25 protein-coding genes are annotated in these 21417 nt (G+C 64.9%); 12 read left to right on the top strand and 13 right to left on the bottom strand.

Annotated features, from left to right (window positions below):
* Positions 1–588 carry an NUDIX domain-containing protein gene (locus tag NCT32_RS24565; protein WP_061116150.1) on the top strand — a complete coding sequence of 196 codons (588 nt, stop codon included), beginning with the start codon at positions 1–3 and terminating at the stop codon, positions 586–588.
* Here the strand turns inward: NCT32_RS24565 and modC are convergent.
* From modC to modA, 3 genes are read right to left on the bottom strand one after another with little or no spacing between them, the layout of a single operon-like run.
* The gene (modC, locus tag NCT32_RS24570; RefSeq protein ID WP_061116151.1) at positions 577–1722 is read right to left on the bottom strand and encodes a molybdenum ABC transporter ATP-binding protein; all 1146 of its coding nucleotides are present in this window, start codon (positions 1720–1722) and stop codon (positions 577–579) included. The genes NCT32_RS24565 and modC overlap by 12 nt on opposite strands.
* Positions 1715–2395, bottom strand: a complete 681-nt coding sequence (gene modB / locus NCT32_RS24575; protein WP_061116152.1) for a molybdate ABC transporter permease subunit — start codon at positions 2393–2395, stop codon at positions 1715–1717. Before modB ends, modC begins: the two co-directional genes overlap by 8 nt.
* Before the next feature lie 8 nt (positions 2396–2403).
* Positions 2404–3171 carry a molybdate ABC transporter substrate-binding protein gene (gene modA, locus NCT32_RS24580; RefSeq protein ID WP_409241440.1) on the bottom strand — a complete coding sequence of 256 codons (768 nt, stop codon included), beginning with the start codon at positions 3169–3171 and terminating at the stop codon, positions 2404–2406.
* A 316-nt stretch (positions 3172–3487) separates the two neighbouring features.
* On the opposite strand from modA, the gene NCT32_RS24585 reads away from it, so the two are divergent.
* The 4 genes from NCT32_RS24585 (at position 3488) to NCT32_RS24600 (ending at position 6740) form a co-directional block, all read left to right on the top strand.
* Complete coding sequence (locus NCT32_RS24585; protein ID WP_250477764.1) at positions 3488–4285, top strand: enoyl-CoA hydratase/isomerase family protein; 798 nt, start codon at positions 3488–3490, stop codon at positions 4283–4285.
* 15 nt (positions 4286–4300) lie between these two features.
* A complete protein-coding gene (locus NCT32_RS24590) occupies positions 4301–4969 on the top strand; it encodes a glutathione S-transferase family protein (protein WP_061116153.1) in 669 nt (222 codons plus the stop codon).
* A 126-nt stretch (positions 4970–5095) separates the two neighbouring features.
* Positions 5096–5278 (top strand): hypothetical protein, encoded by a 183-nt coding sequence (locus NCT32_RS24595; RefSeq protein WP_061116154.1) that lies wholly within the window; start codon positions 5096–5098, stop codon positions 5276–5278.
* Between the two features lie 307 nt (positions 5279–5585).
* Complete coding sequence (locus tag NCT32_RS24600) at positions 5586–6740, top strand: YhcG family protein (RefSeq protein ID WP_061116155.1); 1155 nt, start codon at positions 5586–5588, stop codon at positions 6738–6740.
* 178 nt (positions 6741–6918) lie between these two features.
* Here NCT32_RS24600 and NCT32_RS24605 read toward each other — a convergent pair whose 3' ends face one another.
* From NCT32_RS24605 to NCT32_RS24620, 4 genes are all read right to left on the bottom strand, one after another.
* Positions 6919–7236 carry a cytochrome c gene (locus NCT32_RS24605; protein ID WP_086960685.1) on the bottom strand — a complete coding sequence of 106 codons (318 nt, stop codon included), beginning with the start codon at positions 7234–7236 and terminating at the stop codon, positions 6919–6921.
* A complete protein-coding gene (locus NCT32_RS24610) occupies positions 7233–8501 on the bottom strand; it encodes a sorbosone dehydrogenase family protein (protein WP_061116156.1) in 1269 nt (422 codons plus the stop codon). The genes NCT32_RS24605 and NCT32_RS24610 overlap by 4 nt, the downstream gene beginning before the upstream one ends.
* 250 nt (positions 8502–8751) lie before the next feature.
* Positions 8752–9510, bottom strand: a complete 759-nt coding sequence (locus NCT32_RS24615) for a hypothetical protein (protein ID WP_061116157.1) — start codon at positions 9508–9510, stop codon at positions 8752–8754.
* A 56-nt stretch (positions 9511–9566) separates the two neighbouring features.
* Positions 9567–9788, bottom strand: a complete 222-nt coding sequence (locus tag NCT32_RS24620; protein WP_061116158.1) for a hypothetical protein — start codon at positions 9786–9788, stop codon at positions 9567–9569.
* 105 nt (positions 9789–9893) lie between these two features.
* Between NCT32_RS24620 and NCT32_RS24625 the strand changes: the two genes are divergently transcribed.
* Positions 9894–11108, top strand: a complete 1215-nt coding sequence (locus NCT32_RS24625) for a polysaccharide pyruvyl transferase family protein (RefSeq protein WP_250477767.1) — start codon at positions 9894–9896, stop codon at positions 11106–11108.
* Here the strand turns inward: NCT32_RS24625 and NCT32_RS24630 are convergent.
* Positions 11103–11972 (bottom strand): LysR family transcriptional regulator, encoded by an 870-nt coding sequence (locus NCT32_RS24630; protein WP_061116159.1) that lies wholly within the window; start codon positions 11970–11972, stop codon positions 11103–11105. The genes NCT32_RS24625 and NCT32_RS24630 overlap by 6 nt on opposite strands.
* 106 nt (positions 11973–12078) lie before the next feature.
* Here NCT32_RS24630 and NCT32_RS24635 point away from each other — a divergent pair, with 106 nt between their 5' ends.
* Positions 12079–13623, top strand: a complete 1545-nt coding sequence (locus NCT32_RS24635) for an MFS transporter (protein ID WP_061116160.1) — start codon at positions 12079–12081, stop codon at positions 13621–13623.
* Between the two features lie 77 nt (positions 13624–13700).
* Complete coding sequence (locus NCT32_RS24640) at positions 13701–14402, top strand: SDR family NAD(P)-dependent oxidoreductase (RefSeq protein WP_061116161.1); 702 nt, start codon at positions 13701–13703, stop codon at positions 14400–14402.
* A gap of 3 nt (positions 14403–14405) precedes the next feature.
* Here NCT32_RS24640 and NCT32_RS24645 read toward each other — a convergent pair whose 3' ends face one another.
* Both NCT32_RS24645 and NCT32_RS24650 read right to left on the bottom strand, forming a co-directional pair.
* The gene (locus NCT32_RS24645; protein ID WP_061116162.1) at positions 14406–15449 is read right to left on the bottom strand and encodes a diguanylate cyclase domain-containing protein; all 1044 of its coding nucleotides are present in this window, start codon (positions 15447–15449) and stop codon (positions 14406–14408) included.
* A gap of 444 nt (positions 15450–15893) precedes the next feature.
* Positions 15894–16337 (bottom strand): SET domain-containing protein, encoded by a 444-nt coding sequence (locus NCT32_RS24650; RefSeq protein ID WP_061116163.1) that lies wholly within the window; start codon positions 16335–16337, stop codon positions 15894–15896.
* A 91-nt stretch (positions 16338–16428) separates the two neighbouring features.
* Here NCT32_RS24650 and NCT32_RS24655 point away from each other — a divergent pair, with 91 nt between their 5' ends.
* The gene (locus NCT32_RS24655; RefSeq protein ID WP_014252945.1) at positions 16429–16632 is read left to right on the top strand and encodes a hypothetical protein; all 204 of its coding nucleotides are present in this window, start codon (positions 16429–16431) and stop codon (positions 16630–16632) included.
* A gap of 10 nt (positions 16633–16642) precedes the next feature.
* Here the strand turns inward: NCT32_RS24655 and NCT32_RS24660 are convergent, their stop codons facing one another.
* Positions 16643–16921, bottom strand: a complete 279-nt coding sequence (locus tag NCT32_RS24660) for a hypothetical protein (protein ID WP_061116164.1) — start codon at positions 16919–16921, stop codon at positions 16643–16645.
* Between the two features lie 97 nt (positions 16922–17018).
* Here NCT32_RS24660 and NCT32_RS24665 point away from each other — a divergent pair, with 97 nt between their 5' ends.
* Positions 17019–18407 (top strand): FAD-binding oxidoreductase, encoded by a 1389-nt coding sequence (locus NCT32_RS24665; protein WP_061116165.1) that lies wholly within the window; start codon positions 17019–17021, stop codon positions 18405–18407.
* Here the strand turns inward: NCT32_RS24665 and NCT32_RS24670 are convergent.
* A complete protein-coding gene (locus tag NCT32_RS24670) occupies positions 18404–19459 on the bottom strand; it encodes a DMT family transporter (RefSeq protein ID WP_061116166.1) in 1056 nt (351 codons plus the stop codon). The two genes, NCT32_RS24665 and NCT32_RS24670, sit on opposite strands and share 4 nt — an antisense overlap.
* Here NCT32_RS24670 and NCT32_RS24675 point away from each other — a divergent pair.
* On the top strand, positions 19458–19889 hold the full coding sequence (locus NCT32_RS24675; RefSeq protein WP_250477769.1) for a hypothetical protein: 432 nt from the start codon (positions 19458–19460) through the stop codon (positions 19887–19889). The two genes, NCT32_RS24670 and NCT32_RS24675, sit on opposite strands and share 2 nt — an antisense overlap.
* Before the next feature lie 206 nt (positions 19890–20095).
* A complete protein-coding gene (locus NCT32_RS24680) occupies positions 20096–20434 on the top strand; it encodes a cupin domain-containing protein (protein WP_061116167.1) in 339 nt (112 codons plus the stop codon).
* Here the strand turns inward: NCT32_RS24680 and NCT32_RS24685 are convergent.
* Entirely contained in the window at positions 20431–21333 is a 903-nt protein-coding gene (locus NCT32_RS24685) for a LysR family transcriptional regulator (protein ID WP_061116168.1), read from the bottom strand. The genes NCT32_RS24680 and NCT32_RS24685 overlap by 4 nt on opposite strands.
* Positions 21334–21417: the final 84 nt, after the last annotated feature.

Genomic DNA, 21417 nt, shown 5'->3' on the forward strand with positions numbered 1-21417 from the left:
ATGGAAACGAAAGCGCGTGTGCGCGTCCTCAAAACCGAAGTGCTGTCCGACGACTGGTACGTCCTCAGAAAAGTGACCTTCGATTTTCAGCGTCGCGACGGCGTCTGGCAGCGTCAAAGCCGCGAAACCTATGACCGCGGCAACGGTGCGACCATCCTGCTGCGCGAGCGCAACACCGGCAACGTGCTGCTGACGCGCCAGTTCCGCATGCCTGCGTTCGTCAACGGACATGACGGCATGCTGATCGAATCGCCCGGCGGCCTGCTCGACGACGCAACGCCCGAAGAGCGCATCCGCGCCGAAGTGGAAGAGGAAACGGGCTATCGGGTGCATCACGTCGAAAAGATCTTCGAGGCGTTCATGAGCCCCGGATCGGTGACGGAGAAGCTCTACTTCTATATCGGCGACTACGACAGCGCGATGCGCGTATCGGAGGGCGGCGGCGTCGAGGAAGAGGGCGAGGAGATCGAGACGATCGAAGTGCCCTTGCAAACGGCCATGCAGATGATCGAGCGCGGCGAAATCATGGACGGCAAAACGATCATGCTCCTGCAATACGCGGCGCTGAAGGCGCGCTCAGGCGAGTAGCGACACCGCCTTGACCTGGGCCCATAACTGCATGCCTTCGACGATGCCGAGCCGGTCGATCGAATAGCGCGTGACGCGCGCGAGCAGCGGCGAGCCGTCGACATCGAGGCGCACTACGGCTTGCGAAGGATTGACGTCGCCCGCAATGCCGACGACCGTCGCGGACAGCACATTGAGCACGCTGCTGCGCTCGTGCTCGTGCGTGCCGGTGATGAGACTCACGTCGCGCGCTTTCACGGCCACGCGCATCGACTTGCCTTCGGCCATCGGCGCATGCACGACGGCGAGCTTGGCGCGAGAGCCAGGCAACGCGAGCGTGAGCAGGCCGTATGCATTGTCGTATCCCTCGACGATGCCTTCGAACACGACCGATGCATCGTCGGCGATTGCGAGCGGCAGGTCGAGCCGCGCGAGCGTCTCGGCGATGGGGCCGCTCGCCAGCGCGCGACCGCCTTCGAGCAGCACGAGATGATCCGCGAGGCGCGCGACTTCTTCCGGCGCATGGCTCACATAGAGCACGGGGATATCCAGCTCGTCGTGCAGACGTTCCAGATACGGCAGGATTTCGAGCTTGCGCTTCTGATCGAGCGACGCGAGCGGTTCATCGAGCAGAAGCAGACGCGGGCTCGTCAGCAGCGCCCGCGCGATGCCCACGCGCTGCCGCTCGCCGCCCGACAAGCCGGCGGGCATGCGCTCCAGCAAATGCCCGATGCCGAGCAGTTCCGCCGCCTGCGACAGATCCACGCCCCGCGCGGCCGACCGCACGCGATCGAGCCCGAAGCGCAGGTTCTTTTGCACGCTCAGATGTGGAAAGAGGCTCGCTTCCTGAAAGACATAGCCGAGCGGCCGCTTGTGCGTCGGCAGAAAGATGTTGCGTTCGGTATCGAGCCACACTTCGCCATTGACGACGAGCCGCCCGACGCGCGGTCGCGCGAGTCCCGCGAGGCATCGCAAGAGCGTGGTCTTGCCGGAACCGGAATGGCCGAAGATCGCGGTGACGCCGCGCCCGGGCAACGTGAGATCGAGATCGAACGTGAAGCCCTCGTACTCGACGAGAAAGCGCGCCGCGATAGCCTCGTCGGAGCCGCGATGCGCGCGGGCGGGCGCGAGAAGGGAGGACGTGAGTTCAGACATGAGCCGCCACGGAACGTCGGCTGGAATAAAGCACTAGAAGAACGACGAACGAGAATATCACCATGCCGCCGGCGAGCCAGTGCGCCTGGGCGTATTCGAGCGCTTCGACATGATCGAAGATCTGCACGGAAACGACGCGCGTGCGTCCCGGAATGTTGCCGCCGATCATCAGCACGACGCCGAATTCGCCGACGGTGTGCGCAAAGCCGAGAATCGTCGCCGTGACGATGCCCGGTCGCGCGAGCGGCAGCGCCACCGTGAAGAACGTGTCCCACGGGCCGGCGCGCAGCGTCGCGGCGGCTTCGAGCGGACGACGGCCGATTGCCTCGAACGCGTTCTGCAAAGGCTGCACGACGAAAGGCAACGAATAGATCACCGAGCCGATCACGAGCCCGGTGAACGTGAACGGCAGCAAGCCGATGCCGAGCGCCTGCGTCAGCCTGCCGACATAGCCGTTCGGGCCCATCAGCACGAGCAGATAAAAGCCGATGACGGTCGGCGGCAGCACGAGCGGCAGCGCCACCACCGCGCCGACGATGCCCTTCAGCTTCGAGCGCGTGTGCGCGAGCCACCACCCGATCGGCGTGCCGACGAGGAGCAGGAGTGCCGTCGTCAGCGACGCCAGCTCGAGCGTCAGCGTGATGGCCTGGAGATCGGTGCTATCGAGGGGCATCGACGGAATTACAGTTGATAGCCGTAGGACTTGATCACCGCGGCCGCTTTCGGGCCCTTCAGATAATCGATGAACTGCTTCGCGACGGGATTGTCACGGCCCTTGTTCAGGATCACGGCGTCCTGCTTGATCGGCTCATGCAGGTCAGGCGGCACGATCCACGCCGAGCCGCTCGTGATCTTGCCGTTCTTGTAGATCTGCGAGAGCGCGACGAAGCCGAGTTCGGCGTTGCCCGTCGCGACGAATTGCTGCGTTTGCGAAATGTTCTGACCTTCGACGACCTTCGGCTTGATCTCCGCGGTCAGGCCGAGCTTGTCGAGCGTCTGATAGCCGGCGAGGCCGTAAGGCGCGGCTTTCGGATTGGCGATGGCAATGTGCCGGAAGTCGTTCTTCTTCAGCACGTAGCCCTTGTCGTCGACGTAGCCGTTACTCGCGGACCACAGCGCGAGCGCGCCCGTCGCGTACGTGAAGCGGCTGCCGGGCACCGTCGCGCCTTCGCTGTCGAGCTTGGCGGGGGTGGAATCGTCGGCGGCGAGGAACACTTCGAACGGTGCGCCGTTCTTGATCTGCGCGTAAAACTGGCCCGTCGCGCCGAACGATGCCACGACCTTGTTGCCCGTATCCTTCTCGAAGCTGGCGGCGATCGCCTGCACGGGCGCCGTGAAGTTGGCTGCGACCGCGACCTGCACTTCACCCGCCAGCGCTGAAGTTGCGGCCGCGCCCCCGGCGAACGCAACGAAGGCGGACAGCAAAGCGCGCAAAATACGAATCTTCACGTAAGGCTCCATGAATCGAGTTGACATTCTGGTTATGGATCGACTTTGAGCGGCACGTTGGAGGCCGCGAGCGTGTGGCCGTACGGTTCGGCGAGCACCGTAATATATACGAGTATATTACGTCGGCGCATGCTCGCTCTGTCACATGTCGATCATGAGTCTCGTCGGAAGAATGCGAGTCGATGTGTTTGTGAGTCTCGCTCAAAGAATTGGGTTGACCTTGTGCGCGTTTTTGAAGACACTGAACGATGAATACCGAACGACAGCAAAATAAGTTGAGTAGCGCTCAATTCGAACATATGAGGGAGACGGCATCGTGACCGACGCATCGAATCTGCAACGCCTGAAGCTCGGCATCGAAGGACACATTGCGCGCGTGACGCTCGATCGACCCGACGTGCGCAACGCGTTCGACGACGCGACCATCGTCGAGTTGACCGCCGCCTTCCGCGCGCTCGATGACGACGCCAACGTGCGCGTCATCATCCTCGCCGCGAGTGGCCCGGCGTTCTGCGCGGGCGCGGATCTCAACTGGATGAAGCGCATGGCGGGCTATTCGGAAGCGGAAAACCGCGCCGATGCGCTCGGCCTTGCGACCATGCTGAACACGATCTACGCATGCGGGAAGCCGGTGATCGCGCGCGTGCAGGGCGACGCCTACGCGGGCGGCATGGGCCTCGTCGCCGTGTGCGATATCGCGGTCGCGGCGGATACGGCGCATTTCTGCCTCTCCGAAGCGAAGCTCGGCCTGATGCCCGCGACGATCGCGCCCTACGTGATCCGCGCAATGGGCGCGCGCGCGGCGCATCGGTACTTCGTGACGGCGGAGCGTTTCGATGCCGCCGAAGCACTGCGTCTCAACTTCGTGCATGAAGCCGTCGCCGCCGATCAGCTCGACGCGTGCGTCGATGCGATCGCTGCCAGCATCGCCGCGAACAGCCCGAACGGCGTGCGCGAATGCAAGCGGCTCGTCGCGGATTTTGCGGGCAAGGATATCGACGAAGCATTGATTGGCGAGACCGCCGAGCGCATCGCGCGCATCCGCGCATCGGACGAAGGGCGCGAGGGCGTGCGCAGTTTCCTCGAAAAGCGCAAGCCTTCGTGGCTCGGCTGAGCGGAGCCTGTCGACGTGATTACACTGCATCACTGCGTGAGCGCACGCTCGTTCCGGCCGCTCTGGGCGCTGGAGGAAATCGGCGTGCCGTACGAACTGAAGATGTTGCCGTTTCCGCCGCGCGTGTTCGCTCGCGGCTTCAAGGACGTGAATCCGCTCGGCACGATTCCGGCGTTCGAGGAAGACGCGCTCTTCATGACCGAATCGTCGGCGATCTGCCAGTATCTCGCGGCGCGCTACTCGCCGGGCGCGCTCGACGTTGCGCCGCACGAGGCGGATTTCGGCCGCTATCTCAACTTCCTGCACTTCGGCGAAGCGACGCTCACTTTTCCGCAGACGCTCGTGCTGCGTTACGCGCATCTGGAGCCGCCGGAGCGTCTGCAGCCGCAGATCGTCGATGATTACGCGCGGTGGTTTCATGCGCGCCTGCGCACGCTCGCGCCGCTTCTGGCGGCGCAGCCGTATCTGTGCGCGGGGCGCTTCACGGCGGCGGACATTTCCGTCGGCTACGCGCTCATGCTCGCGGAACTTCTGGATCTGAGCGATGGCTTCGCGCCGTCGATCGCCGAATATTGGCGTCGTCTGCGTGAACGCGAAGGCTATCTCCGCGCCATCGGTGCGCAAGAAGCCGCGGCGCTCGCACAGGACGTCCCGACCACGCCCGCGCCGCGCCTGCGCCCGTAGTTACCCTCCTTCAAGTCCCCCCGTCCGGAGGGCTGTGCGGACCATCGCGCAGGCCTACTCTTCACATCACGCGCTGACGTTCACGCGCGCCGATTCAGAGAGACTTTCTTCTTGACGAGGTTGGCGATGGTCGTCTTTTCCTGGTTCCTGTCAGTGGTTGTCGCGCTGCTCGCGACGGCCACCATTGCGATGGCGCTGCCGCGCTCCGCCGCGGACGAGTTGAACGCCACCGCGCCGCAGTCGATTTTCAGCATCGAGATGAATCGCATCGACGCGATACTCGCGTCCTGCATGCCGAACGGCGACTGAGACGGCTGGCGCGACGGGGCGCGTCGCTGGGCGTCGGATGTAAGTGTTGTCGAATCAATGAATTGCGGCGATAGCCGAAACGATATCCACAGGCTTGTGCACGGAAACTGTGGACAACATCTGGATCGAGGCCGAAGAGCCTCGGAAGGTAACCCCAAGCCTTGCGCGAGGGGCGCGTCGGGAGACCACACAATCGACGAGATCGAAGCTCCGTGCGGATGCCGCGCCTCGACGGGGAGGCGAATTCCGCTATATTCGAGCGCTGATGCGCGCCCGACGGGCCGCACCGCACGGAGACCTTCGACGGATGACCAAGCAAGAGATTTCCGCCAACGACTACGACAAATTCCGTTCGGGCATCGTGGAGGTGCTCGAGAGTGCGCGGCGCGCCGCCGCACGGAGCGTCAACGCGATCATGACGGCTTCGTACTGGGAAATCGGGCGGCGGATCGTCGAATCGGAGCAGGGCGGCGCGCATCGGGCGGCTTACGGGGAGACGCTCATCGCGCGGCTGGCCACTGATCTGACGAGCCGTTTCGGCAGAGGATTCGGCAAGGCGAACCTCGCCAATATGCGCGCGTTCTATCAGCAATGGCCGCCGGAGCGGATTTTCCAGACGGCGTCTGGAAAATCGGCGACGGCTTCGCAAACGCTCCAGACGGCGTCTGGAGAATCCGCGCCTTCCTTGCCGTCCCCCAACGCCGACGTACGTCTCGCCGCGCTCGCTGCCCGCTTCGCACTACCGTGGTCGGCCTACGTGCGCCTGCTCTCCGTGAAAAGCGACGCGGCGCGCGCCTTTTACGAGAGCGAAGCGTTGCGCGAGGGCTGGTCGGTCCGCCAGCTCGACCGGCAAGTGAACAGCCAGCTCTTCGAGCGGCTCGCGCTGTCGCGAAACAAGGCGGCGCTGCTGGAAAAGGCCGCCGAGCGCGCTCCCGACGACACAATCACGCCCGAGGAAGCGATCAAGGACCCGTTCGTCCTCGAATTCCTCGACATCAAGGACGAATATTCCGAGTCGGATCTGGAGGACGCGCTGATCCGGCGCCTCGCGGATTTCCTGCTCGAACTCGGCGACGATTTCGCGTTCGTCGGACGACAGAGACGGCTGCGCATCGACGACACGTGGTTTCGCGTCGATCTGCTGTTTTTCCATCGACGGCTGAAGTGTCTCGTCGTCATCGATTTGAAAGTCGGCCGATTCAGCTACGCCGACGCAGGCCAGATGCATCTCTATCTGAACTACGCGCGCGAGCACTGGACGAAGCCGGGCGAAAACCCGCCGGTCGGGCTGATCCTGTGTGCGGGAAAGGGCAGTGCCGAGGCGCGCTACGCGCTGGACAACCTGCCGAACAAGATTCTGGCAGCCGAATATCAGACGGTGCTGCCCGACGAGAAGCTGATCGCGGACGAACTGGAACGTTCGCGCGAGGCGCTGGACGCGCGGCGTGGCCACACCGGCTAGCGCAGGAAATACGGGGCAAAAAAAAGCCCGCTTCATTGAGCGGGCTTGAATCCACATCGGTTGAGACATGGAGGAGACAGGTGTAAGTATAAACCCTTAAGCCTCCGCGTCAATACCTAAAATCAAAAAAATCGCAATCGGGTCTGCACCGCAGCAAATTTGCAACACCTTGTCCACGTCATGGCTTGCCGAGGCTGTGGTAGTACGCGGCCAGATTGGCGATATCCGCGTCCGACAAGGTCTTCGCCATCATCGACATCATCTCGTTCTTGCGCTCGCCCGAACGGAAATCGTTGAGCGCCTTCACGAGATACTCCTCCGTCTGCCCGGCGAGATTGGGCGCCTCCGGCAGCTTCGACATGCCGTCGATGCCGTGACACGCCGCGCACGCCGACGCCTTCGCGCGCCCGGCCTTTACGTCGCCGGCAGCGAACGCGGCGTGTGACATCGCCGCAAGCACGCCCGCAAACATCGCCGCCGTCACCCCAATCTTCATTTCGCCCCCGTATACGAGATGCGGTAGATCGCGCCCGCATAGTCGTCGGAGACTAGGAGCGACCCGTCCTGCAGCATCTGCACATCGGCCGGACGGCCCATGTACTCGCCGCTCGACGTGAGCCAGCCTTCCGCGAAGACTTCCGCCTCGCCCGCGGTGCCGTCGTCCTTGACCGGGATGAACATGAGGCGCGCGCCGACCGGTTTCGTGCGGTTCCACGAGCCATGCTCCGCATCGAAGATGCCGCCCTGATACTTCTGCGGGAACATCTTGCCGTTATAGAACGACATGCCGAGATCGGCGGCGTGCGCAGCAAATTCGACCTGCGGGAACACGAGGCCCGCCGGCGGATTCTGGTCCTTGTACTCGACCGTGCGCACCTTGCCGCCGCCGTACCACGGGAAGCCGAAATTCTCGCCGCCCTTGGTCGCGCGATTCAGCTCGCCGGGCGGGGTGTCGTCGCCCATGCCGTCGACCTGGTTATCGGTGAACCAGAGCGTCTTGTCCTTCTGATTGAAGTCGAAGCCAACCGAATTGCGCGCGCCGTGCACGTACACTTCGCGGTTCTTGCCGTCCTGATCCAGACGGATGATGCCGGCGAGCCCGTTGCGATCCAGTTCCGCGAGCTTGTCCTTGGGCGGCACGTTCCACGGCTGGCCGAGCGCGATGTACAGCTTCTTGTCCGGCCCGATGCGGCAATAGCGCGCGCCGTGATTGAAGCTCTCGAACTGCGTCGGGATCAGCTTGCCCTGCGGCACGACGACGGCCGCCGCGACATCCGGTCCGCCTTCACCGAAGAACTGCGCGGCCGGAAAGCCGAGCACGCGATTCTGTTCGACCACGTAGAGCACGCCGTCGGGCGAGAAGCACACGCCGTTGGGCACCTTGAACGTCACTGACGATGCGAACTGCACGACGTCGCTCGCGACGCGCTGCTTGGTCCGGTCGGTCACCTGCCACACGCGATTCTTGCGCGTGCCGACGAATACCACGCCTGTGGAAGGCTCGATCGCCATCGCGCGGGCTTCCGGCACCACGGCGTACAGCTCGATCTTGAAGCCCTGCGGCAGTTTGATTTGCTCGAGGTTCTTGCGCAGCGCGTCGGCGGTCTGGCCGGCTTGCGGGACGGTTTCCGCCGGCGTGGCGTTGCCGGTCTGACGAAAGTTCGACAGCGCGTTGACGTTGTCCTGCGCAGCGTTCGCATACGGCAGGCAGGCGAACATTGCACCGACGGCCAACGGCAAAAGCTTGAGTGTTGCGTTCATCTGGTTGTCTCCTGTTTGTTGTCGACCGGTCCCGCGGTTCGGCGCCGCGCTCCGGTTCCATTCAAAGCAAGACTCTTCTGACATGCACCGAACAACACACGACAACTTTCGCCGAAGCGCGCAGCCCGGAAAGCAACCGGACGCGAACGCCGCGACGCTGCCTGCAGTGAAAAAGAATCTTAGGACAGAAAACGCTTATATAAACACTGGACGACTAATTTTCGGGGTCGCGCTCCGCGCCAGGCGGAAGCTATTTCCGGCCGTCGAAGAGAAACACGTCGGAGCGATTCGGGCTCGGCAGCGCCACGAGGAGGCGCGCGCCGTCGAGCACCGCGTTACCGGTCACGGTCACATCGGGAAGCGGGCAGGGCGCGGGGCCGAACGTCACCGAGACGTCGTATGCGTTCGCGCCTTCGTGCGGCGCGGCCGTGCCCTTGAAGATGCAGCCGGATGTCGTCGTGCCGGCCAGATAGCCGTCACCCGCGACCGTGATGCGCGTTTGCGTCGTTCCGCCGAGCGCCATGCCGCGCCCGCTGTAGAGGCCGCCCAGATTGGCGCGGCTCGGCGCGATGTCGAGGATCGTCGCGGCTTTGCCGGAGAACGCGAGATCCGCGCTGCCGTCCTTGTTCGCGACGGTTCCATCGACGGCCGGCGCGTGCGCGAAATCGACGTTGAACACGACGGGCAATGCGCCCGCCTTGCCGACGCGATAGTCGAATGCCGAATCGCTGGTAAACCGCCCGTCGCTCGACTGCGCGCCGTTCTTCGCGACCGCGACGCCCGCGAGCCCCGTGCCGCCCGCGCCGCCGTAGAAGAGATACGCGGTGCCGTCGAAGAGCGTGAGCAGTGTGGCTTCGGCAGTGCTGCCCTTGAGCGCGCCCTTGTAGACGCCACCGGAGGGCAGCGTCGTGGTCGCGGTGCCGGGCGGTGGCGCGGTATTGGCGCCGTTGGTCGAACACGCAGCGAGTGCGACGGCGCAAACCACGATGGGAATCGCGTTTCTTGTCATTCAGGACTCCGGTCGCGAGCGGTGAGAGTTCTGTATAAGCGCTTCAATCATGCAGGTCAAGCGCGCCGCGGGTCATCATTCCGCGCTCGTTCAGCCGCTTTACGATGCGTTTCATGGCAACGCGACACTTGGAACGCGAGCGGAAACCAACAAGACATCGTCCGATCCGAGGTCGAAGAGGCGATTGCGTCGTCGCTCGCTTCTTCGGAGGATGCATCGCGTTCGGCGTTTCCGGCCATCAGCGATGCGGCCGCAATGGGCGTCGGTTCGATCTTCATCTTCCCTCTTGTCCCGCAGTGTGTGAGGGAAGCTTGACCGGCGAGAATTAGAGCATTGCGAGGGCGCGTTTTTCGCGACGGCGGCATCGTTTGAAAGGAGGCCAATTGCCTGACGCTCTTTCCTTGTCGAAGCCGCGGACCATCATCTTCGGCGCATTCGATCGACACAACTTCGGCGACATGCTGTTCGCGCATGTCGTCGCGCGGCTGCTTGCGCAGCGTCGTCCGGAAGTCGAGCCGGTGTTCGCCGGATGCGGGCAGCGAGACCTGCGCGCGCACGGCGGTCATGATGTCGCCGCGCTTTCGCAACTGGCGCAGTGCTGGCGCGACGAACCGGTTGCGCTGATTCACGCGGGCGGCGAGCTGCTGACGTGCGACGCATGGGAAGCAGCTGTGATGCTGACGACGCCCGAGGAAGCGCGCATACGCATCGCCCGATACGGTTCGCGCGCCGAAGACCGCAACGCCTGGGCGCGCACCGAACTCGGAACGGATGCGCGCGCGCCGTATGTCATCGGCCGCGAGACGTTTTCGCGGGCTACGTCGATCTGCTTCAACGCGATCGGCGGCGCAACGCTCGACGCCCGCGAAGCCGCGTTGCGCGAGGAAGTGCTCGGCAAACTCCGATCGGGCGACCACATCAGCGTGAGAGACGCGCCAACGCAGGCCACGTTGAAGCGCGCGGGCATCGACGCGCAACTCGTCCCCGACCCGGTATCGTTGGTCGCCGAGCTCTTCGACGAGCGCATCCGGACGCATTCGGATGCACGCGACGCGTTTCCTCGCGGCTACCTGGCGGTGCAGTTCAGCGCGGATTTCGGCGATGACGCCACGCTCACGCAGATCGCGCATCAACTGGATCGGCTCGGCAAGACGACCGGCCTCGGCATCGTGCTGTTTCGCGCGGGCGCGGCGCCGTGGCACGACGACATCGCCGTCTACGCGCGCATGGCCGCACGCATGCGCCACCCGGCCGTGACGATCTTCGAGTCGCTCAACGTCTGGGATATCTGCGCACTGATCGCGAAGAGCAAAGGTTTCGCGGGCACGAGCCTGCATGGCCGGATCGTCGCGATGGCGTACGGCTTGCCGCGCGTGAATTTTCAGCACGCGGACGCGGACGCTTGCAAGCAGCACGCATACACGTCGACATGGGAGATCGCGGATGCGCCGGGCCTCGTGCCGATCACGGCGATACACGCGGCCATGCGCGAAGCGCTGGCAATGGATCGCGCGGCGTTGCATGACAAGGCATCGGCGCTGGCGAAGGCGCATCGCGCGGGATTCGAACCGATCGCGCAGCGCGTGCTTCGATCATGAAGCCACGAAATCCAGATAGGCCTTGACCGCCGCCGCCCGCTCGAACCGCCGGTACATCATCGCCACTTCCGAGGGCACCGCTTTCCCCGCGATCTCCCGATACTCCACGCCCGGCACCGTCACGCACTGCGCGAGCGAGCGCGGCACGACGGCGACATCGCCGCCCAGCGATACATGCGCGAGCACGTCCGCGAGCGTGCCCGGCTGCGCGACGACCCGCGCCTTGAAGCGCCCGCGCCGCGCCACTTCGAGCGTGCCGGATTCCTGCTCGGGCGCGACGAACGACTGATCGCGCAACTGCGCCGGCGTAATGACGCGCGACGCCGCCAGCGGCGAATCGGCCGGCAACGCGACAATGAACGCATCGCGATGCACGGTGCGCGCCTCGACGCCTTCCGGGTACGGCACCGGCGGCCGCACGTAGGCGATATCGACGCGCCCTTCCATCAACAGCGCGCCGGCCTCGCGCATTACGATTTCCTCGATGCCGATCTCGACGAGCGGATAGCGCGCCCGAAAGCCGCGCACGGTCGCCTGCAGCACGCCGGAGTAGACCGCTGACCCGACATAGCCGATGACGATCTTCCCCAGTTCGCCGCGCTCCGCCAGCGCCGCCCGCTCGGCGCCGCGCGCGAGATGATCGAGCGCGCCGACGGCGTCGCCGAGATAGGCTTCGCCGGCCGCCGTCAGCGCGACCGATCGTTTCGTCCGATGAAACAGCCGCACGCCGAGCAGCCGCTCGGCTTCCTGAATCTGCCTGGTGAGCGCGGGCGGCGCGATGCCGAGCTCTTCCGCCGCACGCGCGAAATGCAGATGCCGGGCAACGCTCAGAAAACAGCGCACGTGACGCAACTCGACAGACATGTCTGTATTCACGAATTCGATAATTATTCGACGATTCTATGTCAATGACAGGGAAGACGGACACAACTAGCATCGGGAGACTCTTTCGCTTTTTCCGCGCATCGCCATGTCGAACACGTCCGATAACCGCTTCGTCCTGCTCACCGCGTCGGCGACCTGTGCGCTGATCACACTCGACACGAACGTCGTCGCGGTGGCGCTGCCGTCCATCGCACGCGATTTCCACGCCGGTTTCGCCGATGTCGAATGGGTCGTGAGCGCGTACATGGTCGCGTTCGCCGCGTGCCTGCTGCCAGCGGGGGCGCTCGCCGACCGCATCGGCCGCAAGAAGATGCTGATCGCGGGACTCGCCGTGTTCTTTCTGGCGTCGCTCGGTTGCGGGCTCGCGCCATCCGCGTTCGCGCTGAACCTCGCTCGCGCGGCGAAGGGACTCGGCGCGGCGATGTTGCTGACGTCCGCGCTCGCGATCATCGCGAACACCTTTCACGCAGGCGCGGCGCGCGAGCGCGCGTGGGCGGTGTGGGGCACCTGCATGGGCGTGTCGACGACCATCGCGCCGCTCGTCGGCGGCGTCATCACGCAATTGGCCGGCTGGCGCTGGATTTTCCTGATGAACCTGCCGATCTGCGCGCTGCTCGCGGCCTGTGCATGGCGCGGCATCCGCGAATCGCGCAACGGCGAAGCGGGATCGCTCGATCTCGCCGGCAGCGCGCTTTTCGCCGGCGCGCTCGCCCTCGGCATCTGGGCGCTGATAGACGCGCAAGCGGACGGCTGGACAGACTGGCGCACCGTCGCGCGGCTCGCCGCGTGCGCGCTGCTTTTCATCGTCTTCGTGCAGGTGCAGCGCTCGCGCGCACACGCGATGATCGACCTCGCGCTATTTCGCCAGCCGCGCTTCGTCGCCGCCGTGCTTGCGATGTTCGGCTACGCGGCGTGCGCGCAGGTGATGATGACTTTCCTGCCGCTCTATTTGCAGAACGCGTTCGGCCTGCCGGCGGTGCGCGCGGGCCTCGGCATGCTGCCGTTTGCGATTGCGATGGTCGTCGGTCCGCATATCGGCGCGTCGCTCGGCAAGCGCGTTCCGGCGATGGCGCTGCTGACGCTCGGCCTCGCGACCATCGGCGCGGGCAATCTGCTGACGGCGCTCTTCGCGGGCATGTCGAGTTACGGGATGATCGCGGTCGGCATGATCGTCACGGGCCTCGGCGCGGGCGTGCTGAACGGCGACACGCAAAAGGCGATCATGGCGTGCGTGCCGGCGCATCGCACCGGCATGGCCTCGGGCATCAGCACGACGACGCGCTTCACCGCGATCGTCACGTCCGTGGGCGTGCTGGGCGCCGTGCTCGCGACGCGCACGCACGCCGCGCTCGATACCCACGCAGCGAGCCTCGCCGATCCAAAGCGCGTGCTCGATGCCGCGTTCCTCTCGCGCCTGCTCGCCGGCGATCTCGCGCATGCGGGCGGAAGCCTCGCCGGACCGCAGGGGGCGGCGATCATGCGGATCGCGCGCGAGAGCTTCGCGAGCGGCTTCGCGGCATCGCTCGGCGTGGCGGGCGTATGCGCGCTGACGATCGCCGCGGCGGTCTGGCTGCTCGCGGGGCGCGTGCCCGTCGAAAGCAGCGCGACGGCATCGGCGTTGGCTGAATAGCCAGGCGCGAATGCCTCGCCGCGCGCCGCGTTCCGTCCTATGCTTTTCCTGACGCCATCGAACGGAGCGGCCACGCAATGAACAGCCTGGAAGGAAAGATCGTCGCCATCACGGGCGGGTTCGGCAGTCTCGGACTCGCGACGGCGCGCGTGCTCGCCGAACGCGGCGCGCGCGTTGCGCTGATCGGCCACGGAGGATCGTCGGATGCATTGCCCGCGCGGCTCGCCGATGCGTGCGTCGTCACGGGCATCGATCTGACGGATGCGACCTCGGCGCAGAAAGCCGTCGACATAATCGTTCAGCAGACGGGCGGCCTGCACGCGCTCGTGAACGTGGCGGGCGCGTTTCGATGGGAAACGATCGCGGACGGCAGCGCCGACTCCTGGCAGTCGATGTTCGACGTCAACGTGAAGACCGCGCTCAACGCATCGAAGGCGGCGCTCGCGCAACTGAGCGCGAGGGAGGGCGGGCGCATCGTCAATATCGGCGCGCTCGCCTCGATGAAAGCGGGCATGGGCATGGGCGCCTACGCGGCATCGAAGGCGGCGCTGCTGCGCCTGACCGAAGCGCTCGCGGAAGAACTGAAGGACAAGGGCGTCACGGTGAACGCGGTGTTGCCGTCGATCATCGACACCGCGCCGAATCGCCGCGACATGCCGGACGCCGATTTCTCCCGCTGGGTGAAGCCGGAAGAACTCGGCGCCGTGATCGCGTTCCTGCTTTCGCCGCAGGCGCAATGCATCACGGGTGCGGCGATTCCGGTGACGGGGCGCGTCTGACGCTCAGCAGGTTTGCGCCCTGAATGCCTCGCCCCGCAAGCCTGCGCGATCCACGGCCGCGATGCGATTGCGGCCGTTGTCTTTCGCCTGGTACAACTGCGCGTCGGTGAGATTGATGAACGTCGTCACGTCCATGCGTTCGCCGGGCACGACGGTGCCCACGCCGAAGCTCGCCGTCACTTGCTGATTGTGCGGGGAGCGCACGTGCGGGATCGCTTTGCCGGCGATCAGCGCGCGGCAACGCTCGGCGATGCGCATTGCGGCTTCGGCATCGGTATCGGCGAGGATCAGTGCGAACTCCTCGCCGCCGAACCGGCCGAGAAAGTGTTGCGGACCCGCCGCCTCGGCAAGCGCTCCCGCGATGCGCTTCAGGCATTCGTCGCCCTGGACGTGGCCGTAGTAATCGTTGTACGACTTGAAGAAGTCGATATCGATCATGACGAGCGACAGCGGCCGGCCCGAGTCCTTCGAGGCACTCCATTCGCGCGCCATTACGTCGTCGAAACGGCGGCGGTTGCCGACGCCCGTCAGGCTGTCGCTGAACGAGAGGCGCTCCAGTTCCTGCTGCAACTGCGCGAGTTCTTCCTCGATGCGCTTGCGCTCGCTGATATCGAACATGAAGCCGATGAGCGCCTCGACCTCGCCTTTCTCGTTGCGCTCGACGTGCACGACATCGCGCAGCCACACATAGCCGCCGTCGCGGGTGAGCGCGCGGTAATCGGCTTCGTGATCCGTGCCCGCTTTCGATTGCGAGACGCAGAAGTTGACCACGGCTTCGCGATCGTCCGGATGCATGCGCTCGGCCCAGTCGTGAACCGTCTTCCACGACGACGGCGCCCAGCCGAGCAGCGACTCGATTTGCGGTCCGATGTAGGCGAATTCCATGGTCGCCCAGTCGATCTTCCAGGGGATCGCGTTGGTCGATTCGAGCAGCGTGCGGTAGACGGCGTGATCGTCCTCGCCGAGTGCGCGTTCTGACGGCGCGAGTGTGTCTTCGTGCCGCAGGAACGCGGCCTTGAGGGGGCTTTCGGATGGGGCGCGGTTCATTGCGTCGGGGGCGGCGATGGCAGGGTGACGATTTCGTTTGTTATCGGCGGCGGTTGGGGGTTCTGAAGGGTGATATCGGTCTAGGAACGGCGATGCATGCGCGGGGTTTCGGACTTTACTGGTGTTGAGTACTGGCGCTTATGCCTATGCTCGACGGGTAGCTTTAACGCTACAAAAGGTGGTCTCGTACTTTCGCCCCGATTTGGTCGGGGCGTTTTTTTTAGTCTTTATGGAATTTTCGGGAAGGGCGGGTGTTGACTCGATATCGCGGGCATCGGGCGGCTTTCGGAGCACATCAGTCGCTCGAGCGTGGCATGAGGTGTTGCGGGATTCACTTCCCGTAGCCATAACGCCGCCGATGCGCCCCGCAGCCCGCCCGCATCGCCCCCAGCGACGCGACGATCCGCACGGCGCCCGCCAAGCGATGCAACAGCGCTTGCGGCCCTACCCCCGCGCCGACAACATCGTCCCTCGACACCCCGGCGCGAGACACCTGCACGCATAAAGCCGCTTGAGCGCGGCGGTGCGCCGGCCATCGACGGTCAGGCAATAGTCGATGAACAACTCCTGCCCTTTCGCGATCGGCCGGATCGCGCGGATGAAGACGCGCTCGCCGTCCTGCTCCGCTTCGCAGTTCGGCGCGCAACTGTGATTCAGCCAGCGCGCGGAATTGCCGCCGCGCGCACCGTCGATGACGCTGCCGTCATCGAGGCCGAACAGGAAGGTATGGCCCTCTTCCGCAGTCGATTTCGCGTGCATGCGCTGCGCTTCCTTCCACGACAGACGGTGGCCTTTGTATTCGAGCAGCATCGCGCCGATAGGCAGATCAGCGAGAGCGAATACGCCCCGGCCATGAACGGGCGAAGTCCGGACAGTGATTCGACGCATGGTGTGGCGGTTCACAGTGAATAGGTTGAATATTTGAGTGAAGGCGTGACCATCGTTATGATGTGGCCGTCATAAATCGCTGTCACGTCCAATGCCCGCAGTTTCTCCCCGCAAGAGCAGGAAGCGCAAGCCACTACGCGGCTCGCTTGCGCGATATCGCAACAGGATCGTCGAAGTACTCGGGGAAGCGCGCGGCCAGCGCGTGATGATACGTTCGATCCACGACGATGGCGTCGAGCGGCGCACCGCCGTCAAGTGGATCAACCTGCTACCGCTCGACACCGAGTTGTTCTAGCAGCAGACGCCTAGCTCAGCGACAATCCGCGGGCCTGTTCGAGCAACGCGGAGGCGGCCAGGAATTCCTTTCTGCCGGCCATCGTGAGCGCGGCGATCGCCGTGTCCTTGAAGAGTTCCTCGTCGGACGTGACCGGCGCACGCGATTCGCCAGCGCGTGCCTGACGCAGCCGAAAAAACGCCAGCATCTCGAAGGCCTGCGCGCGGTGATCTCCGCTCACGCCCGCCGCGACCAGTTCGGCCGCGCCGGTCAGTTGAGCCAGAGCGCTTTCGTAGTCTGCTTGTTCCATCGTCGCGTCTCTCCCGAATGATTGCCAGTAATTCTCGCGCGTTTGGTTCAAACTATCGCATCTGACAACGATGCGAAACAACGAACGGAGACGACGCATGGCGGCAAGCGAAGCGGTAATGGCATTGCGGGAAGCGCTCGGCGCACAGGTCGTGGCGCTGCCCGACGAATTCGGCGACAGGCGCGTCGCCGACTGGAGCGGCTTGCCGGGCGCGACGCCAGTCGCGATCATCCGTCCGCGCACCACCGATGAAGTCGCGCAGGCGCTCGCCATCTGCGCGAAGCACAAGCAGCCGGTCGTCACGCAAGGCGGCCTCACGGGGCTCGTCGGCGGCGCGAATCTGCTCGGCGGCGAAGTGGCGCTGAGTCTCGATCGCATGAATCGCATCGTCGAGATCGACGAAGTCTCCGCGACCATGACCGTCGAAGCCGGGACGCCGCTGCAAGTGGTTCAGGAAGCAGCGAGCGCGGCGGGTTTCTACTTTCCGCTCGATCTCGGCGCGCGCGGCAGTTGCTCCATCGGCGGAAATCTCGCGACGAATGCGGGCGGCAACCGCGTCATCAAGTACGGCATGATGCGAGATCAGGTGCTCGGCGTCGAAGCGGTGCTGGCGAGCGGCGAGATCATCGGCGGGATGAACAAGATGATCAAGAACAACAGCGGTTACGATCTGCGGCATCTGTTGATCGGCAGCGAGGGCACGCTCGCCGTGATCACGCGCGTCGTATTGCGCCTGCGGCCGAAGCCCACGGCAACCGCCACCGCATGGTGCGGCCTGCCGGATTTCGCCGCCGTCACCACGCTGCTCACGCGCGCGCAGGCGAGTCTCGCGCCGGGCGTATCCGCGTTCGAGGTGATGTGGGCCGGCTACCACGATACGGTCATCGCCAATCTGAAGAACCTTCGCGCGCCGCTTGCCGAGGCGCATCCGTTCTACGTGCTGCTCGAAAGCGTCGGCACCGATCCCGTTCGGCACGGCGAAGCCTTCGAGGAATTCTTGGGCGGCATGCTGGACGCGGGCATCGTGACCGATGCGGCGATTGCATCCAACGAAGCGCACGCGCGCGATTTCTGGGCGATCCGCGACGCGCCGGGCGAATACGATCGCTTCATCCCGAACTACGCGGCGTACGACGTGAGCTTCTCGATCGCGCAGGTCGGCGACGCGGCCGCGCAATGCGAAGCGCGTCTGCGCGCGCGCTGGCCCGATGCGATCGTGATGACATACGGCCATCTGGGCGACGGCAACATTCACATCGTCGTGGATCTTCCGGGCCGCGGGAAGCAGGACCACGACGACATCGATGCCGTCATCTACGACGTCACGCGCGAGTTCGAAGGTTCGATTTCGGCGGAGCACGGCATCGGCATGAAGAAGCGCGACTATCTTCACCTCGCGCGCCGCGAAACCGATATTGCGGCGATGCGCGCGATCAAGGCATCGCTCGATCCGCACGGGCTGCTCAATCCGGGCAAGGTGTTCTAGCCGCGCCTGTGCGCATGCCGGTGATGAATGTCGGGGAAATGCGCGTGTGAATGCGTGATCGGCAGATGCACGTGCGGATGCGTATGCGGCTCGTCGCCGGAATACGGAAAGTCGTGCACATGCCGATGATGCTCGTCATGCATGTGCCGATGCGTATGTTCGAGCCGCTCGTGCGTGTGCTCGTGTTCGTGGCGCTCGCGCACGTGCAGCCATACGCCGAGCGTCATCAGCGCGGCGGCGATCCAGAAGGACGCGCCCGGCGCTTGCGGCCACATCGCAAGCGAGAGCGCGACGCCGAACACAGGCGCGACCGAAAAGTACGCGCCCGTGCGCGCCGTCCCGAGACCGCGCAGCGCGATCACGAACAACACGAGACTCACGCCGTAGCCGCCGAAGCCGGTCGTCATCGCGCCGGCGACGATGTGCGGCGCAGGCAGATGCGCGCCCATCGCGAACGCAATGCCGAGATTCGTCGCGCCCGCGACGAGGCCCTTCGCGCAGGCGATCACCATCGCATCGGCGGTCGAGATCCTGCGTGTCAGATTGTTGTCGATGGCCCAGCACAGACATGCCAGCGCGATGAGAAGCGCGCCTCTCGTCGCGTGCGTTGCGCCCGGTTGCCACGCGAGCACGACGCCGCCCGCGACGATGGCGGCCATGCCGAGAAAGACGGAGAAATCCACGTTCTCCCGAAACACGATCCACGCGATTACCGCCGTCAGCACGCCTTCCAGGTTGAGCAGGAGCGAACTCGTCGCGGCGGGCGTGCTCGTGAGGCCGAACATCAGGAGCGCGGGCGCGGCGACGCCACCGAATGCGATCGCGCCGAAGAGCCATGCCATTTCCCGCGCACGCAGGCTTTCGTTCGTCGCGCGTCGGAGCGCGCGGCCGAGCAGGATCGCGCCGAGGCCGACGCCGCTGCCGAGGTAGAACAGGCCGGCGACCATGAACGGCGGCATCGGGCCGAGCAGCGCCTTGGCGATCGGCGTGGTCGCGCCGAAGAGCGCCGCGGCGGCGAGGGCGGTGAGGATCGCGGTGAATCGGCTGGGCATGGAAGGATCGTCGAACGAGCGCCGGTTTTTCAGTGTAGTCGAGGCTGAATCCTCGGATGATTCGCGCTCTCATTCTTCGCTCATTTTCGTCGCGCAGAATGCCTCCATCGACAAACAATTGCAACGCGGGAGACGAGAAATGAGAGCGATCAGATACGCGATGGTGGCCGCCAAACTGACCTTTGGCCTTGTGACGGTGGCGCAGGCGCATCCGTTCATCGGCGTGGGCATCACGGGCGGGCCGGTGTTCCCGGTGGCCTCGAGCGCGCAGAGTGCGCCGGCGCTGCCAGTCTATGCCCGTGCGACGGACTCAGGTCCCGCGCCGCTGCCGCCGGATGCGCCGCCGGTGCGGTACGCTGAGCCGGCTATCGGAAATATTTCGGCGATCATGGGGCGGGGGAATTTTCCGGGTGTTCAGAGTGGGGTGTGAGGGTCGATTGTGTGTCTTGCGATTGGTGTCTTGCGACTGGTGTCAGCGAGCGAAAGACCATCGACTCGCGCACCAAGCGGAGCACGATCATGCGGATGACCATGACATGGCCGAGAGCATAGCCACGCATCGCATGAAAATCCCGCTCACATCGAAGCGAAAAACATTCGTTTGTATGGCCGGCCGCCCTCCGTTAGCCTGACCGAATGAACGAACCCATCGACTACGCCACCATCGCCGACGCCGCCGGCGACGGCTACATGAACCGCGTGATCGCGAGCGTCAACGATCACGACGTCCACATCAGCGTCATGGACGCGCCGTATCAATGGCACTTTCATCCGAACTCGGATGAGACCTTCGTCGCCGTCGAAGGCACGCTCGTCATCGAATTCGAGGAAGGCGCCGTCGAACTGCGCGCCGGGCAATTGCTCACCGTGCCCGCGGGCAAGCCGCATTGCACACGGCCGGGCGGCGCGCGATCGGTCAACTTGACATTCGAGAGAAAGGACGCGCAAACCGTTTTCTGCGCCGCGCCGCGCTAGCGTGCCGCACGTGTTTCCAGATGTTCCACGAGACGTTGCGCTGCCGGCTGCAACGCGTCGAAATCCCTGAAGCACACGACGAAGCGCCGTTTCGCGAACGCATCGGAAAGCGGCACTGCCTCGACACCGAGCGCCTGGCGATACGTTCCCGCGACTTCCATCGGCACGACGCTGATGCCCAATCCCGCCGCGACGACGCGAAACGCCGCATCAAAACTCGACACGATCACGCGATACGACATCGTCTTGCCCGCCTGCGCGGCCGCGCGTTGCAGCATCGTATGAACGGCCGTCGCGGGCGGCAGACCGACATGCTCGAATTCCAGCGATTCCTCGAAGCTCACCGAAGGCCGCCCCGCGAACGGATGATCGGCGGGCACGGCGAGCGCAAGCCGGTCATGCCGATACGCGCGATGCTGCAAGCCGCGCAAATCGACGCTGTCCCAGCACACGCCGACCGACGCGACGCCTTCGCGCAGTTGCCGCACGAGATCGTGCGATAGCCGCTCTTCCACATCGACCTTGATGTTCTGATTCGCGGGCTCGCGCATGAACGACGCGATATCGTCGAGCAGCGCTTCCGCAATCGCCGATGCCGACGCGCAAATGCTCACGCGCCCCTTCAGACCGCCGCCGAACGCGGCGACGTCGTTTGCTATGCGTTCCATCGTGAAAAGCACGCTGCGCGCGTGCTCCAGCAGCGCGATCCCCGCGGGCGTCGGCTCGACGCCGCGCCGCGAGCGCGACAACAGCGGCACGCCGAGCGACGTCTCGAGCTGCGCGATGCGCTTGCTGATCGCCGAAGGCTCGATATGCGATTCCTGCGCCGCGCGCGCGATGTTCAGGTGCTCGCAGACGGTCACGAACAGACGCAGCGTTTTCAGGTCGATGTCGCGCATGGCGGCTGGCCACTCCTTTGACGTTCCGAACGGGAAGCATGAGCCTTCCAAAATACCGCTTTAATGGCGTTTGCGGAATCTCTA

The sequence above is a fragment of the Caballeronia sp. INML2 genome (assembly GCF_023631365.1).
Lineage (GTDB): Bacteria > Pseudomonadota > Gammaproteobacteria > Burkholderiales > Burkholderiaceae > Caballeronia > Caballeronia turbans.